Source organism: Jatrophihabitans sp., from assembly GCF_035474675.1.
Lineage (GTDB): Bacteria > Actinomycetota > Actinomycetes > Mycobacteriales > Jatrophihabitantaceae > Jatrophihabitans_A.
Genome location: NZ_DATINC010000081.1, coordinates 1 through 17002 on the forward strand (window position 1 = coordinate 1; position 17002 = coordinate 17002).

Sequence of the window (17002 nt, forward strand, 5' to 3'; positions counted from 1 at the left end):
CCAGCTCGGCGAAGGCTGCCGGCGCGAGCTCGGCCGCGCCGTGCGGAAGCACGCCCTCGACCGGCGCGCCCCCGTAGCCGGCGAGGTCGACCAGGTTGCACCGCTCGGCCAGCCCCGGCTCGGCCGGCCAGTCCCCCACCACCAGCGCGTCCGGGTCCAGCGACCGGCTGCGCAGCGCCGCCGCGGTGGCCGCCGCGTCGTGCAGCGCGCCCAGCGCCGAACCGGTGACCAGCACCACCCGCACTTGCCTGTTCAGCCGCCGCAGCTCGGTGGCCAGCGTGCAGATGGTCTCGTCCCGGTCGTTGAACCGGACCAGCGCCCCACCGGCGCCCTCGATGAGAACCAGGTCGCGATCGGCCAGGCCGGCGATCCGGTCGGCCAGCTCGGCCAGGTCCGGGCCGGATTCGCCGGCCCGGCGCGCCGCGGTGGCCGGTGCCAGCGGTTCGGAGAACCGGACGTACTCGTGCAGGTCAGCCAGGCCGGTGAGCAGGCCGACCTCGGCCAGATCCCCCGGCTCGCCGGTCCGCACCCCGGTCTGCACCGGCTTTACCACCGCCACCCGCCGGCCGGCGCGCAACCCGCAGGCGGCCAGCGCCGCGGTGGTGACGGTCTTGCCCACCCCGGTGCCGGTTCCGGTGACCACCAGGACGCTCACGGCGCGGTCACCTGCGGCGCGGCGGCGGTCACTGGCGGCGCGGCGGCGGACGCGGTCACCTGCTGCCAGCACGAGCGGAACCGGGCCAGGTCTGCACCGGTGAGGTCGGCCCGGGCGGCCAGCCGCAACCGGGCGGTGCCCGGCGGCACCGACGGCGGGCGGAAGCAGCCCACCGCGATGCCGAGTTCGCGCAGCGCCTGCGCTCGTTCGAGGGCCGGCAGCGGCTCGCCGACGATCACCGACAGCACCGCCGCATCCGGTGCCGGCACCCCGCAGATCGCCGCCAGCTCAGCCGCCCGGCGGCGCACCGAGGCGGCCAGCTCCGGCCCGTCCGCGATGATGCGCACCGCGGCCAGCGCCGCGCCCACCGCCGCCGGGTTCAGCCCGGTGTCGAAGACGAACGACCGGGCCCGGTCGATGAGGTGCTCGATCACCGGCCGCGGGCCGAGCACCGCACCGCCCTGCGCGCCGAGCGCCTTGGACAGCGTGACCGTGCTGACCACGTTCGGCTCGGCGGCAAGGCCCGCCTCGGCCACCGAGCCCCGCCCCGCACCCCGCACGCCCAGGCCGTGCGCGTCGTCGACCAGCAGCAGCGCGCCGTACCGGACGGCCAGCTCCTGCCAGTCGGGCAGCGGCAGCAGGTCGCCGTCGGCCGAGTTCACCGCCTCCAGCAGCACCAGCGCCCGGGGCTCGGGCCGGACGGCCAGCGCCCGGGCGGCGGCCCGCTGGTCGCCGTGCGGCACCACCGCCACCCGGGACCGGCTCAGCCGGCAGGCGTCGATCAGTGAGGCGTGGTTGGCCGCGTCGGAAACGATCAGGCAGTCCGGGCCGGCCAGCGCGGTCACCGCGCCCAGGTTGGCCAGATAGCCCGAGGAGAACACCAGCGCCGCCGGCGCGCCGACCAGGCCGGCCAGCGCCCGCTCGAGCTCGGCGTGCATCTCGGTGGTTCCGGTCACCAGCCGCGAACCGGTGGCACCGGCTCCCCAGCGCTCCAGCGCCGCGGCCGCGCCGGCCAGCACCCGCGGGTCGCGGGCCAGTCCCAGGTAGTCGTTGGACGCCAGATCGAGCCGGCCGCCGGAATCCGGACGGCGCGGCTGCAGGGTCCGGTGCAGCCCGGCCGCCCGGTGTTCGGCGGCGGCATCCGCCAGCCAGGCCAGCGGATCCGGCCAGCCGCCGGCAGCGACGGCGGCAGCAGACATGGCGCCAACCTACGTCAGCCGGCCGGCCGCACCGCCACCGGCTGGTGGCCCTTGCCGGTTGCGCCACACCGCGCCGGCTCAGCCGCGTGCACCACCAGCGGCGGCGCCGGCCAGGGTGGCAGCCCGCAGCCCGGCGCCCAGCACGGCCAGCTCGTCCTCGCTCATCAGGTACGCCGGCATGGTGTAGATCAGGTCCCGGAACGGCCGCAGCCACACTCCCTGTTCGACGGCCGCCTCGGTCGCCGCCGCCACGTCCACCGGACCCGCCAGCTGCACCACCCCGATGGCACCCAGCACCCGCACGTCGGCCACCCCCGGCAGGCCGGCCAGCGGGTCCAGCTCGCGCCGCAGCCCGGCCTCGATCCGGCCCACCGCGGACCGCCAGTCCGAGGCCAGCAGCAGCTCGATCGAGGCCAGCGACACCGCGGCGGCCAGCGGATTGGCCATGAACGTCGGGCCGTGTGCCAGCACCGGGACCGGCCCGCGGGAGATCTGCTCGGCCACCGCGCCGGTGCACAGGGTGGCGGCCATCGACAGGTAGCCGCCGGTCATCGCCTTGCCCAGGCAGCAGATGTCCGGCGCAACGCCGGCCTGGCCAGCATGGTCGGCGGCGAACAGCGCGCCGGTCCGGCCGAAGCCGGTGGCGATCTCGTCGAAGATCAACAGCACCCGGTGCCGGTCGGCCAGCTCCCGCAGCGCCGCCAGGTAGCCGGGGCTGGTGAACCGCATTCCGCCGGCGCCCTGCACCACCGGCTCGACGATGATCGCCGCCAGCGAATCGGCGTGCTCGGCCAGCGCCCGGTCCCACCGTGCGAGGTAGTCCGGGTCGGGCTCGGCGTCGAAGCCGGCCGGCGGGGCGTCGACGAACACCTGGGCCGGCAGCACCGGCTGCCACAGCGCGTGCATGCCGCCCACCGGGTCGCACACGCTCATCGGGTGCAGGGTGTCGCCGTGGTAGCCGCCCCGCCAGGTGATCAACCGGTGCTTGTCCGGCCGGCCGGCCGACACCCAGTACTGCAGCGCCATCTTGGCCGCCACCTCGACCGCCACCGAGCCCGAGTCGGTGAAGAACACGTGCTGCAGCGGCTCGGCGGTGATCCCGACCAGCCGGCGGGCCAGCTCGATGGCCGGCTGGTGGGTCAGGCCGCCGAACATCACGTGGCTCATCGACCCCAGCTGCCGGCGGACGGCCGCGTCCAGCACCGGGTGCCGGTAGCCGTGTATCGCCGCCCACCACGAGGACATGCCGTCGATCAGCTCACGCCCGCCGGCGAGCCTGAGCCGGACACCGGACGCCGATTCGACCAGCAGCGGCGCGGACTCGGCCGGCATCGCCGCGTACGGATGCCAGACGTGCTGCCGGTCGAAGGCGAGAAGCTCGGCCGGCTCAGCCACCTGTGGCGCTGGGAACAGCCGGCTCGCCGGTCGGCAGCGCGTGCTCGGACGATCTCCCGGCCTCGGCATCCGTCGGCTTAGCGTCCGCCGGCTTAGCGTCCTTCGGCTTAGCATCCTTCGGCTCGGCGTCCTTCGGCTTTGCGTCCACGCCGGCTTCCCGGCGCTGCTCCGGGGTGATCGGCGCCGGCGCCTCGGTCAGCGGGTCGTAGCCGCCGCCGGTCTTCGGAAAGGCGATCACGTCGCGGATCGAGTCGGTGCCGGCCAGCAGCGCGCAGATCCGGTCCCAGCCGAACGCGATCCCGCCGTGCGGCGGGGCGCCGTAGGCGAAGGCGTCGAGCAGGAAGCCGAACTTCTCCTGGGCCTGCTGCTCGTCCAGCCCCATCACCGCGAACACCCGCTCCTGGACGTCACGGCGGTGGATACGGATCGAGCCGCCGCCGATCTCGTTGCCGTTGCAGACGATGTCGTAGGCGTAGGCCAGCGCGCTGCCCGGGTCGGTGTCGAAGGTGTCCAGGTACTCCGCCTTGGGGCTGGTGAAGGCATGGTGCACCGCCGTCCAGGCGCCCGAGCCGACCGCGACGTCCCCGGCGGCGGTCGCCTCGTCGGCCGGTTCGAACAGCGGCGCGTCCACCACCCACAGGAACGACCACGCACCGGGGTCGATCAGGCCGTTGCGCCGGCCGATCTCCAGCCGGGCCGCGCCCAGCAGCGACTGGGCGCTCTTGCGGGTGCCGGCCGCGAAGAACACGCAGTCCCCCGGCCGGGCGCCGACGAACTCGGCGAGACCGGCCCGCTCGGGTTCGGACAGGTTCTTGGCCACCGGGCCGGACAGCTCGCCGTCGGCGCCGATGAGCACGTAGGCCAGCCCCCGGGCACCGCGCTGCTTGGCCCACTCCTGCCAGGCGTCGAGCTGGCGGCGCGGCTGGGACGCCCCGCCGGCCATCACCACGGCACCGACGTAGGGGGCCTGGAACACCCGGAACGGCGTGTCGGCGAAGTAGCCGGTGCACTCGGTCAGCTCGAGGTCGAAGCGCAGGTCGGGCTTGTCGCTGCCGTAGCGGTCCATCACCTCGGTGTAGGTGTAGCGCGGGATGCCGGCCGGCACCTGGTAGCCGATCAGCGACCACAGCGCGCCCAGCACCTCCTCGGCCAGCGCCAGCACGTCGTCCTGCTCGACGAAGCTCATCTCGATGTCGAGCTGGGTGAACTCCGGCTGCCGGTCGGCACGGAAGTCCTCGTCGCGGTAGCAGCGCGCGATCTGGAAGTAGCGCTCCATGCCGGCCACCATCAGCAGCTGCTTGAACAGCTGCGGGGACTGCGGCAGCGCGTACCAGGAGCCGGGCTGCAACCGGGCCGGCACCAGGAAGTCGCGGGCGCCCTCCGGGGTGGAACGGGTCAGCGTCGGGGTCTCGATCTCGACGAACTCGTGCCGGTAGAGCACCTCGCGGGCGGCCCGGTTGACCTCGCTGCGCAGCCGGATCGCAGCAGACGGCGCAGGGCGTCTCAAATCCAAATAGCGGTACTTCAGCCGGGCCTCCTCGCCGACCTCGGTGTGCTCGTCGATCTGGAACGGCAGCGGAGCCGCCTCGCTGAGCACCTCCAGCTTGTCGGCGACCACTTCGACCTCGCCGGTGGCGAGGTTGGGGTTGACCCGGCCCTCCAGCCGCTGCCGGACCGTGCCGGTGACCCGGACGCACCACTCGTTGCGCAGGCTGTGCGCGGTCTCGTCGTCGCGCAGCACCACCTGGACGACGCCCGAGGCATCGCGCAGGTCGAGGAAGGCCACCCCGCCGTGGTCGCGGCGGCTGGCCACCCAGCCGGTGAGCGTGACGGTCTCGCCTGCCTGGGCCGCCCTCAGCGTCCCAGCCTGATGCGTGCGCAGCACAACTACTTCCTCTCGATGTGGTCGGTTGCCAGTCTGTCACGGGGGTCCGACGCCGACCGGACGGGCTCAGGCGTCCGGACGGCTCAAGCCCGCGGCTCGGCCTCAGGATCGACGGGCCCGGCCTCAGGCTCGACGGGCTCGGCCTCCGGCTCGACGGGCTCGGCCTCCGGCTCGATGGGCTCGGCGCCGGGCCGGACGACCTGGGGACGCAGGTCCTCGGCCGGCGGCTGCCAGGTCGCCGGATCGGCCTGCTGCTGCTCGCCGGTGCGGATGTCCTTGACCTCGTGCGGATTGTCCTCACCGGCGGGGAACCAGACGAACGGAATGCCGCGCCGCTCGGCGTAGCGGATCTGCTTGCCGTAGCGCTGGGCGGCCGCCGCCACCTCGGTGGCGATGCCGTTGGCCCGCAGCTGGGCGGCGATCGCATCGCAGGTGGCGCGCGACTCCTCGTCCGGCAGCGCCACCAGCACCGCCGAGGGCACCGAGCGGCTCGCGGTCAGCTTCTTGCGGGAGAACAGCGGCAGCAGCATCCGGGTGACGCCGAGGGAGATGCCGACCCCGGGGTAGCTGGTCCGGCCGTCGCTGGCCAGCGAGTCGTACCGGCCGCCGGAGCAGATCGAGCCGAGGCTCTCGAAGCCCGCCATCCGGGTCTCGAACACCGTTCCGGTGTAGTAGTCCAGCCCGCGGGCGATGCTCAGGTCCGCGACGACGGTGAACCGGTCGGAGTTCAGCGACGCGCACCCGTCGACCACGGTCCGGAGCTCGGCCACTCCCTCGCCGAGCAAGTCGTGCCACTTCATCCCGGGTACTAGTTCGGAGATGCCGAAGCCGAGCTGGCCGCCGTCGGAGGTGGTCAGCGACGCGAACCGGATGGCCAGCTCCGCCTGCTCGCCGGAGATCCCGGCCTCGTCGGTGAGCATCGACCGCAGCACGCCGGCAGGCACCTTGTCGATCTTGTCGATGACCCGCATCACGGCGGTGGTGTTGCTGATTCCGATCGTCAGGTAGAAGCCCTCGATCAGCTTGCGGTTGTTCACCTGCAGCTTCAGCGCCGGCACCGGCAGCCGGGCCAGCGCCTCGGCCATCACCCGGGCCACCTCGACGTCGTGGTGGAAGGGCAGCACGTCCCGGGCCACCACGTCGATGTCGGCCTGGGTGAACTCTCGGTAGCGGCCCTCCTGCGGCCGCTCGCCGCGCCACACCTTCTGGATCTGGTAGCGCCGGAACGGGAACTCCAGCTTGCCGGCGTTCTCCAGCACGTAGCGAGCGAACGGCACGGTCAGGTCGAAGTGCAGCCCCAGCGCCGAGCCGTCCTCAGCACCGTCGGCCCCGGCGGACTCGCCCGCCTGCAGCCGGCGCAGCAGGTAGACCTCCTTGTCGATCTCGCCCTTGCGCAGCAGCTGCTCCAGCGGCTCGGCGGCCCGGGTCTCGATCGGTGCGAAGCCGTGCAGCTCGAAGCTGGCCCGCAGGCTGTCGAGCACCCGCAGCTCCACGAACCGCTCGGCGGGCAGCAGCTCGGGAAACCCGCTCAACGGGGTCGGCTTGGCAGCAGTCACGTCAGGTTCCTCAGGAAGGGGTTGGTGAGGCGTTCACGGCCTATGGTGGTCTGCGGCCCGTGCCCGGGACAAACGATTACCTCGTCGGCCATCGGCAGGATGACGGTACGCAGCGAGGTGTTCATCTCGGCCATCGAGCCGCCGGGCAGGTCCACCCGGCCGATGGACCCGGCGAACAGCACGTCGCCGGCGAACAGCACGTCGGGGAGCCGGCCGCCGGTCGGGGCCGCGGCGTCCAGGTCGAAGACCACCGAGCCGCCGGTGTGCCCGGGCGCGTGCCGCACCGCCAGGCTCAGGCCGGCCAGCTCAAGGCGAGCGCCGTCGGCCAGCTCGCGGACGTCGTCCGGCTCGGCGAAGGTCAGCCCGGCGGCCCCGAAGATCGGCTGGCCGGGACGCATCCCCAGCCCGGTCCACGGGTCGGCCAGCTGCGGGCGGTCCCGGGGATGGATGTAGGCCGGCACGTCCCGGGCCTGGCAGACCGGCAGCACCGAGAAGGTGTGGTCGAGGTGGCCGTGGGTGAGCAGCACCGCCACCGGGTGCAGCCGGTGCTCGGCGATGATCTCGTCCAGCTGGCCGGAAACGCCGTAGCCGGGGTCGATGACCACGCACTGCTCCCCCGGTCCGGGCGCGACCACGAAGCAGTTGGTCCCGGCCATCTGGGCGGGAAAGCCCTGGATCAGCACAGCTGGCACTCCGGCAGTGTCGTGGCGGCGACCGCGTCCGGCTGGGCGGTCAGTCGGTCCTCGGGCAGCCGGCCTGGGGTCGGCCGGGGCCCGGTCCCGGCCAGCCTACCCAGCCGGTCCGGCGCCACTGAGCGGGTTCACAGCCTCACCGGAGATGATGTTCTCTACAATTCGCCGGAGTTTGCCGTCGGCAACTCGTCAGCAGATCGGCGCAGAGTGACCTGCGCCGCACCGGGAGGACCGTCCGTGCCCAACAGCAAGCAGCGCCGCGAGCAGGCGCGCCGTCATCTGGAGCGCCAGCTGGTCCGCCGGCAGCAGCGGGACCTGCGCCGCCGCAAGATGAACCTGATCGCCACGGTGGTGGGCGTCCTGGTGCTGTTCGCGGTGGTGGTCGGCACCGTCGTGCTGCTGTCGGACGACAACTCCGACAGCACGGCCAATCCGGCCGCGTCCGACTCGACCAGCGCGTCGCCGACCGCGTCCGGCTCGCCGCTGCCCAGCCGCGCGCCGAGCCCGATCGCGGCGCGGGCGGCCAAGAAGACCTCCGGCCCGTGCGGCTACGCCGAGGACGCCGGCAAGCTGACCGCCGGCAACCTCTTCGACGTGGGGCTGCCGCCGGACCCCAAGCCCACCCCGACCGGCAAGGCGACCGCGGTGTTCACCACCAACCAGGGCACCATCACCGTCACCCTGGAAGGCGCCTCGGCACCGTGCAACGTGCAGAGCATCGAGTACCTGATCTCGAAGAAGTTCTACGACAACACCGCCTGCCCGCGCTCGGTGAACTCCGGCATCTTCGTCGTGCAGTGCGGTGACCCGTCGGCCACCACCTCGGGCGGCCCGACCTACACCACCAAGGACGAGAACCTCACCAAGGCCAGCTACACCGAGGGCACCCTGGCGATGGCCAACTCCGGGCCCAACACCAACGGCAGCCAGTTCTTCTTCATCACCAAGGACTCCAACGGCGCGCTCGGCAAGAACTACACCGTGATCGGGCACGTCACCGGCGGCCTGAACGTGCTGAAGAAGGTCGCCGAGGGCGGCGACGACGGCTCCAACCAGGCCGGTGGCGGCAAGCCCAACATCCCGCTGATCTTCAAGACCGTAACGCTGAAAAGCTGAGCCGGACGTCGGCTCCGGGTGGCTTCGGGCCGGCCGCTAGTTGGCCGCGTGCACCCGGTAGACGTCGTAGACGCCCTCGACGTTCTTCACGGTGCGCAGCAGGTTGGCCAGGTGCTTGGCCTCGGCCAGCTCGAAGGTGAACCGGGACACCGCCACCCGGTCCCGGTTCGTGGTCACCGACGCGGACAGGATGTTGACCCGCTCGTCGGACAGCACCCGGGAGACGTCGGACAGCAACCGGTGCCGGTCCAGCGCCTCGACCTGGATCGAGACCACGAACACCGAGTCCGCCGACGGCGCCCACTCCACGTCCACCAGCCGGTCGGCCTGCTCCAGCAGGGCACCGGCGTTGGTGCAGCTGCGCCGGTGCACCGACACCCCGCCGCCGCGGGTGATGAAGCCGAGGATGTCGTCGCCGGGCACCGGGGTGCAGCAGCGCGCCAGCTTCACCCAGACGTCCGACATCCCGGACACCATCACGCCGGCGTTGCCACCCGAGCGCCGCGGCGTGGTGGTGGTCTTGGTGGTCTGCATCGGGATGGCGGTCTCGGCCAGGTCCTCGGTGGCGCCCTCCACCCCGCCGAGCGAGGCGACCAGCTTCTGCACGATGGACTGCGCCGAGACGTGGTTCTCCCCGATCGCCACGTACAGCGCGGTCACGTCGGTCAGGTGCATGTCGCGGGCGATGGTGACCAGCTGGTCGCCGTTGAGCAGCCGCTGCATCGGCAGCGAGGACTTGCGCATCGCCCGGGTGAGCGCGGTCTTGCCGGCCTCCACCGCGTCCTCGCGGCGTTCCTTGGCAAACCACTGCCGGATCTTGGTCTTGGCCCGCGGTGAGGCGACGAAGGCCAGCCAGTCCCGGGACGGGCCGGCGGTCTCGGACTTGGAGGTGAACACCTCGACGGTGTCGCCGTGGTCGAGCTTGGTCTCCAGCGCCACCAGCTTGCCGTTCACCCGGGCACCGATGCAGCGGTGCCCCACGTCGGTGTGCACCGCGTAGGCGAAGTCGACCGGGGTGGAACCGGCCGGCAGCCCGAAGACGTCGCCCTTGGGCGAGAAGACGTAGACCTGGCCGGTGCCCAGGTCGAAGCGCAGCGTGTCGAGGAACTCGCCGGGCTCCTGGGCCTCGCGCTGCCAGTCCAGCAACTGGCGCAGCCACGTCATCTCGTCGCTCACGGTCGGCACCGAGGTGCCGACCTCCTTGTACTTCCAGTGCGCGGCGATGCCGAACTCGGCGGTGCGGTGCATGCCGTGGGTGCGGATCTGCAGTTCGACCGGCTTGCCGCCGGGACCGATCACGGTGGTGTGCAGCGACTGGTACATGTTGAACTTCGGCATCGCGATGAAGTCCTTGAACCGGCCCGGCACCGGCTGCCAGTTCGCGTGGATCACCCCGAGGGCGGCGTAGCAGTCGCGTTCGGACTCGACCAGCACCCGGATGCCGACCAGGTCGTAGATGTCGGTGAACTCCCGGCCGCGCACGATCATCTTCTGGTAGATCGAGTAGTAGTGCTTGGGACGGCCGTAGACGTGTGCCTTGATGCCGCCGGCCCACAGGTCGTGGTTGACCCGGTCGATCACGTCGTTGAGGTAGACGTCGCGCTGCGGCGCCCGGTCGGCGACCAGCCGGACGATCTCGTCGTAGCGCTTGGGGTAGAGGGTGGCGAAGGCCAGGTCCTCCAGCTCCCACTTGACGGTGTTCATGCCGAGCCGGTGCGCCAGCGGGGCCAGCACCTCCAGCGTCTCGCGGGCCTTGCGCTCCTGCTTGGCCGGCGGCAGGAACCGCAGGGTGCGCATGTTGTGCAACCGGTCGGCGAGCTTGATCACCAACACCCGGGGGTCGCGGGCCATCGCCACGATCATCTTGCGGATCGTCTCGGCCTCGGCGGCCTCGCCGTACTTGACCTTGTCGAGCTTGGTGACCCCCTCGACCAGGTGGGCCACCTCGGTACCGAACGCCGCGGTCAGCGACGGGATGGTCATCCCGGTGTCCTCGACGGTGTCGTGCAGCAGCGCCGCCACCAGGGTGGTGGTGTCCATGCCCAGCTCGGCCAGGATGGTGGCCACCGCCAGCGGGTGGGTGATGTAGGGGTCGCCGGACTTGCGCAGCTGGCCGCGGTGGCATTCCTCGGCGAGGTCGTAGCCGCGCTGCAGCAGCCGGGCGTCCACCTTGGGGTGTGAGGCGCGGTGCACCGCCAGCAGCGGCTCGAGCACCGGCCTGACCACGCTCTGCTTGGGCGGAGCGACCAGCCGGCGGGCGATCCGGTCCCGGACCCGGCGGCGGTGCGCGCCGTTGGCCACCTCGGCGGGGCGGGCGGCGGCCTCGGCGGGGCGGGCGGCCACCGGTTCGGTGCGCACCGGACGGTCGGTCGGGCCGACCGGCTGGCGGGTGGTGGTGTCAGGAGCCGCATGGGTGGGTGCCGCGGTGTTCCGGGCGACGGGGTCGGAAGCCGGGGCGGCGTGCCTGGGCCGGGCCGGGGTGGTCGGTGCTGGGGTGGTCGGTGCCGGCGGTGCGGAGGCGCCGGCGGGCGCCGGCCGGGTGGAGGTCGCGGTTCGGCCGGCTGCCGGCGCCGTGGCCGAGCGGGCGGTGGCCGGTGTCGGGCTGGCTGATGCGGTGCTGCCCGGTGTCGCGGTGGCCGATGCGGCGCCGTCCCGGCCGGTCCGTCCAGGCAGGGAGGCCGGGGCCGGTGTGGCGGTGACCGGCATGGTTGCCGGGGCGGTGGGCCGGGCACCGGGCGGCGGGGCGCTGCGCTGGGTCTGGGCCGGAGCCACGGCGGCGGACGGGCCGGCCGGCACGGTGGCAGAGGCCGCCGGCTCGCCGGGGCCTCGCGGGCCTGTCGCCTCGGTCGTCAGCACAACCTCCATGGCCGTACCGGAATCGTTACCGGCTCCAGTCTATGCCCGTCCGGGCCGGGACGCCGACTCCGGGGCAGGACGCCACCTAGACAGTCCGTCGGGTGCGGCCATGGGACGGGTCACACTCCCCCGGGTCACCCGGGCGAGCAACGCCGACCGCACCGACCGCGCCCTCGGCCGGGTGGAATAGCCAGCGGTCGCCCGAGCGACCGCTGGGTATTCCACACAGCTGGTCATCACACCTGATCCCCGCCCCAGGCCCCCGAGCGAGAAGCTGCCTCAGAGCCGCAGCAGGGTGGTCAGGTCGTGACCCGTCAACCGGGACCGGCCGCCCAGGAACTCCAGCTCGATGAGCACCGCCACGCCGCTGACCGTCGCGCCGGCCGTGGCCAGCAGGTCCAGCGAGGCGGCCAGGGTGCCGCCGGTGGCCAGCACGTCGTCCACCACGAAGACCCGCTTGCCCTCCAGCACCCCGACCGGCACCTCGATCTCGGCGCTGCCGTACTCCAGGTCGTACCGGGCGCTGACCGTCGGCGGCGGCAGCTTGCCGGCCTTGCGGACTGCCACCACGCCGGCGTTCAGGGTTCGGGCCAGTGCGGCGGCCACCATGAAACCGCGGGCCTCGATGCCGGCGATCAGGTCCGCCTCACGCGCCGCGGCCAGCTCGGCGAGGTAGTCGATGCAGGCGCCGAACGCCTGCCCGTCGGCCAACAGCGGCATGATGTCCTTGAACAGGATGCCGGGCTGCGGAAAGTCCGGCACGTCCCGCAGCCGGCTGGCGATGAGCGCTCCGAGCGCCGCTCCGTCCGGTGCGGTCACGGGCGCTTGCGGGCCGGCCGGACGCCGGGCCTGGGTGCCGGCGCCGGGGTGCCGCGCCGGACCGGCGCAGTGGCACCGGCCAGCGCCGCCTCGTCGGCCACCCGGCCGGCCGAGCGCCGGGCCTCGACCCGCCGGGTCAGCGCCCGGTACTGCGGCTCGCGCTCCTTGAGGTCCACCACCACCGGGGCGGCCAGGAACAGCGAGGAGTACGCACCGACCGCCAGGCCCACGAACAGGATCAGCGCCAGGTCCTTGATGGTGCCCACGCCGAGCAGCCCGGCGCCCACGAACAGCAGCCCGGCCACCGGCAGCAGCGAGATCAGCGAGGTGTTGATCGAGCGCATCAGGGTCTGGTTGACCGCCCGGTTCGCGGCCGAGGCGTAGGTCTCGCGGCCGGTGGCCAGCAGGTCCTTGGTGTTCTCGGCGACCTTGTCGAAGACCACCACCGTGTCGTAGAGCGAGAAGCCCAGGATGGTGAGCAGGCCGACGATGGTGGAGGGGGTGAGCTCGAACCCGACGATCGAGTACACCCCGGCCGCGATGATCAGGTCGTGCAGCAGGGCGCCCAGCGCCCCCACCGCCATCTTCCATTCGAAGCGCAGGGTGATGTAGGCGAAGACCACGATCAGGAACACCACCAGGCCCTGGATGGCCTTCCGGGTGATCTCACTGCCCCAGCTGGAGGACACCGAGTCCACCGAGACGCCCTTGTTCGGGTCGACCTTCAGTGCCGCGGCCAGCTTTTTCTGGACGTCGAACTGCTCGTCGAGCTTCAGCTCCCGGGTCTTGATGATGATCTGGCGGGTGGAGCCGGAGCCCACCTCCTGCGCTGCGCTCTCGGCCGAGTGGCCGGCCGCGGTCATCGCCTCCTCGACCTGCTTCGGAGTAAGCGAGGTGCCGGCCGCCTTGATCTGGAACTGGGTGCCGCCCTTGAAGTCGATGCCGACGTTGAAGCCGCGGAAGGAGATGCTCAGGATGCAGAGGACGATCATCACCAGCGAGGCCAGATACCAGCGCTTGCGAGAGCCGATGAAGTCGAACCGGGTCTCGCCCCGGTAGAGCTGGGTGAAGACGCTCATCAGTCGCTGTCCCGTCCGGTCTGGTCGTCGGCTGGTCGGTTCAGGCCGCGGCGGGCCGCCGCCCGTTCAGCCGCGGTAGCGCCGGCCGCGGCGGCGCCGGCGGCCGACTGCCCGGCGCCGGACGGTGCCGGCGGTCGGCTGCGCGCCGGCCGGCCGGAGCTGGCCGGGCGTTCCTTGGCGGGCCGCGCGGGGGCGGTGCGTCCCGACTCGGCATCGCGCCGGGGCGCGTCCTTGGACAGCGTCACGGTGCCGGCGCCCACCCCGGCGGTGGCCAGTTCCGGCTCCGGCAGGGTGCGGGTGGCGATCCCGCCGGCGCGCACGTGGTTGAGGCCGGTGAACCGGGCCGAACCGAACGCCGCGCTGCGGGAGAACAGCGCCACCAACGGGTGGGTGAACAGGAATACCACCACCAGGTCCAGCACGGTGGACAGGCCCAGGGTGAACGCGAAGCCCTTCACGTCACCGGCCGCGAAGTAGTACAGGGTGGCCGCGGCCAGGAACGAGACGGTGTCGGCGGACAGGATGGTGCGCCGGGACCGTTCCCAGGCGCGCGGGATCGCCACCCGCGCGGTGCGGCCCTCGTGCACCTCGTCCTTGATCCGTTCGAAGAACACCACGAAGGAGTCGGCGGTGATGCCGACCGCGACGATGAAACCGGCGATGCCGGCCAGGGTCAGGGTGAAGCCGATCTGCTCGCCCAGGATCACCAGCATCGCGTAGGTCAGCCCGCCGGAGACGACCAGCGAGGCGATGGTGACCAGCCCCAGCGCCCGGTAGTAGACCAGCGAGTACAGCACCACCAGCAGCAGGCCGATGCCGCCGGCGAGCAGGCCGGCCTTGAGCTGGTCGGTGCCCAGGGTCGGCGAGATCGAGGTGGCCGCCTGCTGCACGAAGTTCAGCGGCAGCGCGCCGTACTTCAGCGAGTTGGCCAGGTTGGTGGCCGAGTCCTCGGTGAAGTTGCCGCTGATCTCGGTGGTGCCGCTGATGGTGCTCTGGATGGTGGAGGCGACGATCACCTTGGTGTCGAGGGTGTCGGCGACCTGGTTGCCGATGTCGTTCGGGCTGACGTTGACGTTGTGCTTGGAGGTGTAGTTGGCCCAGGCGGACTGGCCCTTGGGCTTGAAGTCCAGCACCACGGTCCAGCTCAGCTGGCCCTGGACGGACCCGGGCGCCCGGGCCGCGGCGGTCTTGACCTCGGTGCCGGCCACGATCACCGGCCCGAGCAGGTACTTGGTGGTGTTGGCCTGGTCGCAGGTGATGACCGGCTTGGTCGGCACGTCCAGCGGCTTGGTGGTGTTGTTGCAGGGCCAGGCCTGGATGGCGTTGTTGAGCGCGGTCAGCTGAGCGGCCGGCAGCGCGGCCACCGCGGCCGGCGTGGCCGGCGGGGTGAAGCCGAGCGCCTTCCACTGGTCGATCGGTGCGTTCGGGTCGGCGGCCGCGGTGCCACTGGCCGAGGGCCACGGGGTGGCCGAGCTGCCCGGGGTGGCCGAGCCGGACGGAGTAGCCGCTGCCGACGAGGCCGGCGGGGTGGTCGCGGCGGCGTACGGGACCACCCGGCCGCGGGCCGAGGGCGAGCTGGAGGCGGGCTTGGCGGTGGCACTCGGGCTGGCCGACGGCTTGGCGGTGCCGGTGGCCGAGCCACTGGCCGACGGGGAGGCCGAGCCGCTGGCCGACGGCGAGGCCGACGAGGACGGCGGCGCGGTGGCGCCGACCGGCTCCATCAGCAGCGGGCGCAGGTTCAGCAGCGCGGTGCCGCCGACGTCCTTGATGTCATTGGCGCCGGCGCCGGGCACCGACACCACGATCCGGTCGCTGCCCTGGGTGACCACCTCCGCCGAGGACACGCCCAGGCCGTTGACCCGGTTGGTGATGATCTGGCGCGCCTGGTCCATGGACGACTTCGAAGGCGCCTTGCCGCCGTTCGTCTGGGCCTTGAGGATCACCTGGGCGCCGCCCTCGAGATCCAGGCCGAGCTTGGGCGTGCGGGACTGGCCCGGCCAGAAGACGACGCCGTACAGGACGACGAACAAGCCCAGAAGCACTGCGAAGTAGCGCCCGACGCGCAGTGTTCCGGTCGAAGGTGCCACGGAAATTGATCTCCTCGTTCGTAATTCCACAGTCACACGCCCGGACAACCACTCAGGGATTCAGGCGTCTCAGCCGGTCGCCGGCATGCTGCCCGGTTGCGGACTCGGGGAGATAGTATGACCGATCTACTTGTGGATTGCTCACCGCGTCCGGCATACCGCCCTAACCCGGACTGCTGCCGTCCATTCGCGGGGCCTCGCTGCCCGGCTGCTCGCCCCCGGCCAACGGTTGCCGGTACTGCTGGGGCAGCTCGTCGAGCTCGCGCAGCGCGGCCACCGACCAGCGCACCTCCACCCCCGGCGCGATGGACAGCAGCACGGTGCCGTCGGCGTCCACCGAGACCACGGTGCCGTACAGGCCCGAGGTGGTCATCACGTCGGTGCCGGTGGTGATCCGCTCCCGGCGCCGGTTGTCCGCATCGGCCATCCGCTGCTTGTTGCGGCGGGAGATCAGCATCATGCCGACCAGCAGGACGGTGAGCAGGAGCAGCGGGAAGATCTGGGTCACGGCGCGGTCCCAACTAGGTGCAGGCCGGCCGGCGGGCCGGGCCTGGTGCGCCCGGACGGGCCGGGCGGCGGACGGACAGGTCTGCTCGGTCCAACGTCACAGCTCGTCGAAAAGTGTCGGCGAGATGTGCGCGTCCAGACCGGGCGGGGGCTGGATGCCCAGATGCTGCCAGGCGGCCGGGGTGGCGACCCGGCCGCGCGGGGTGCGCGCCAGCAGGCCGGCCCGTACCAGGAACGGCTCGGCGACCTCCTGGACCGTCTCCGCCTCCTCGCCGACCGCGACCGCCAGGGTGCCGACCCCCACCGGGCCGCCGCCGAAGCGGCGCACCAGGGCGTGCAGCACCGCCTTGTCCAGCCGGTCCAGGCCCAGCTCGTCGACGTCGTAGACCGCCAGCGCCGCGTGCGCCACCTCGGCGGTGATCACCCCGTCCGCGCGCACCTCGGCGTAGTCGCGCACCCGGCGCAGCAGCCGGTTGGCGATCCGGGGGGTGCCGCGGGACCGGCCGGCGATCTCGGCGGCGCCCGGCGGGGTGAGCCGGACGTCGAGCAGCTGCGCCGACCGGGTCAGCACCTGCTCGAGCTCGGGCACCTCGTAGAAGTCCATGTGCCCGGTGAAGCCGAACCGATCGCGCAGCGGGCCGGTGAGCAGGCCGGCCCGGGTGGTGGCGCCGACCAGGGTGAACGGCGCCAGCTCCAGCGGGATCGCGGTCGCGCCGGGCCCCTTGCCGACCATCACGTCGACCCGGAAGTCCTCCATCGCCATGTAGAGCAGTTCCTCGGCCGGCCGGGCGATCCGGTGGATCTCGTCGATGAACAGCACCTCGCCCTCGCCCAGGCTGGTCAGCAGCGCGGCCAGGTCGCCGGCCCGCTCGATCGCCGGCCCCGAGGTCAGCCGGAACGGCGCGCCCAGCTCGGCGGCGATGATCATGGCCAGGCTGGTCTTGCCCAGGCCGGGCGGCCCGGACAGCAGCACGTGGTCGGGCGGCCGGTTGCGTCGCAGCGCACCCTCCAGCACCACCTGCAACTGCTCGCGGACCTTCGGCTGGCCCACGAAATCGGCCAGCCGGCGAGGCCGGAGGCTGGCCTCCAGCTCGCTCTCGTCGACGGCCGGGAACGGCGAGACGACGTCGCGGTCCGGCCCGGTCACGGGGCCGGC

14 protein-coding genes are annotated in these 17002 nt (G+C 72.6%); 2 read left to right on the forward strand and 12 right to left on the reverse strand.

Translation table 11 applies throughout. The features are described 5' to 3' along the window. From bioD to VLJ82_RS09950, 6 genes are all read right to left on the reverse strand, one after another. A partial coding sequence (gene bioD, locus VLJ82_RS09925) for a dethiobiotin synthase (RefSeq protein ID WP_408663182.1) occupies positions 1 to 655 on the reverse strand: 655 nt, incomplete at its 3' end. Next, positions 652 to 1854, reverse strand: coding sequence for an 8-amino-7-oxononanoate synthase (locus VLJ82_RS09930; protein WP_408663183.1), 1203 nt, complete (start codon positions 1852 to 1854; stop codon positions 652 to 654). The genes bioD and VLJ82_RS09930, both read right to left, overlap by 4 nt. Before the next feature lie 78 nt (positions 1855 to 1932). After that, positions 1933 to 3249 (reverse strand): adenosylmethionine--8-amino-7-oxononanoate transaminase, encoded by a 1317-nt coding sequence (locus VLJ82_RS09935; RefSeq protein WP_408663184.1) that lies wholly within the window; start codon positions 3247 to 3249, stop codon positions 1933 to 1935. After that, positions 3242 to 5134 (reverse strand): aspartate--tRNA ligase, encoded by a 1893-nt coding sequence (aspS, locus tag VLJ82_RS09940; protein ID WP_408663185.1) that lies wholly within the window; start codon positions 5132 to 5134, stop codon positions 3242 to 3244. The genes VLJ82_RS09935 and aspS overlap by 8 nt, the downstream gene beginning before the upstream one ends. 83 nt (positions 5135 to 5217) lie before the next feature. Then, the gene (gene hisS / locus VLJ82_RS09945) at positions 5218 to 6690 is read right to left on the reverse strand and encodes a histidine--tRNA ligase (RefSeq protein ID WP_408663186.1); all 1473 of its coding nucleotides are present in this window, start codon (positions 6688 to 6690) and stop codon (positions 5218 to 5220) included. Continuing rightward, positions 6687 to 7373 (reverse strand): MBL fold metallo-hydrolase, encoded by a 687-nt coding sequence (locus VLJ82_RS09950; protein ID WP_408663223.1) that lies wholly within the window; start codon positions 7371 to 7373, stop codon positions 6687 to 6689. Before VLJ82_RS09950 ends, hisS begins: the two co-directional genes overlap by 4 nt. Before the next feature lie 246 nt (positions 7374 to 7619). Here VLJ82_RS09950 and VLJ82_RS09955 point away from each other — a divergent pair, with 246 nt between their 5' ends. Then, a complete protein-coding gene (locus VLJ82_RS09955; protein ID WP_408663187.1) occupies positions 7620 to 8498 on the forward strand; it encodes a peptidylprolyl isomerase in 879 nt (292 codons plus the stop codon). Positions 8499 to 8534: 36 nt separating this feature from the next. On the opposite strand, the gene VLJ82_RS09960 is transcribed toward VLJ82_RS09955, so the two are convergent. Continuing rightward, complete coding sequence (locus tag VLJ82_RS09960) at positions 8535 to 10856, reverse strand: RelA/SpoT family protein (protein WP_408663188.1); 2322 nt, start codon at positions 10854 to 10856, stop codon at positions 8535 to 8537. On the opposite strand from VLJ82_RS09960, the gene VLJ82_RS09965 reads away from it, so the two are divergent. Beyond that, positions 10849 to 11544 carry a hypothetical protein gene (locus VLJ82_RS09965; RefSeq protein WP_408663189.1) on the forward strand — a complete coding sequence of 232 codons (696 nt, stop codon included), beginning with the start codon at positions 10849 to 10851 and terminating at the stop codon, positions 11542 to 11544. The two genes, VLJ82_RS09960 and VLJ82_RS09965, sit on opposite strands and share 8 nt — an antisense overlap. 89 nt (positions 11545 to 11633) lie before the next feature. On the opposite strand, the gene VLJ82_RS09970 is transcribed toward VLJ82_RS09965, so the two are convergent. The 5 genes from VLJ82_RS09970 to ruvB form a co-directional block, all read right to left on the reverse strand. Continuing rightward, a complete protein-coding gene (locus tag VLJ82_RS09970; RefSeq protein ID WP_408663190.1) occupies positions 11634 to 12173 on the reverse strand; it encodes an adenine phosphoribosyltransferase in 540 nt (179 codons plus the stop codon). Further along, positions 12170 to 13252 carry a protein translocase subunit SecF gene (gene secF / locus VLJ82_RS09975; RefSeq protein WP_408663191.1) on the reverse strand — a complete coding sequence of 361 codons (1083 nt, stop codon included), beginning with the start codon at positions 13250 to 13252 and terminating at the stop codon, positions 12170 to 12172. The genes VLJ82_RS09970 and secF overlap by 4 nt, the downstream gene beginning before the upstream one ends. Then, entirely contained in the window at positions 13252 to 15339 is a 2088-nt protein-coding gene (gene secD / locus VLJ82_RS09980; protein ID WP_408663192.1) for a protein translocase subunit SecD, read from the reverse strand. The genes secF and secD overlap by 1 nt, the downstream gene beginning before the upstream one ends. 163 nt (positions 15340 to 15502) lie before the next feature. Then, entirely contained in the window at positions 15503 to 15847 is a 345-nt protein-coding gene (locus VLJ82_RS09985; RefSeq protein ID WP_408663193.1) for a preprotein translocase subunit YajC, read from the reverse strand. Positions 15848 to 15943: 96 nt separating this feature from the next. After that, positions 15944 to 16993, reverse strand: a complete 1050-nt coding sequence (gene ruvB, locus VLJ82_RS09990; RefSeq protein ID WP_408663194.1) for a Holliday junction branch migration DNA helicase RuvB — start codon at positions 16991 to 16993, stop codon at positions 15944 to 15946. Positions 16994 to 17002 lie beyond the last annotated feature (9 nt).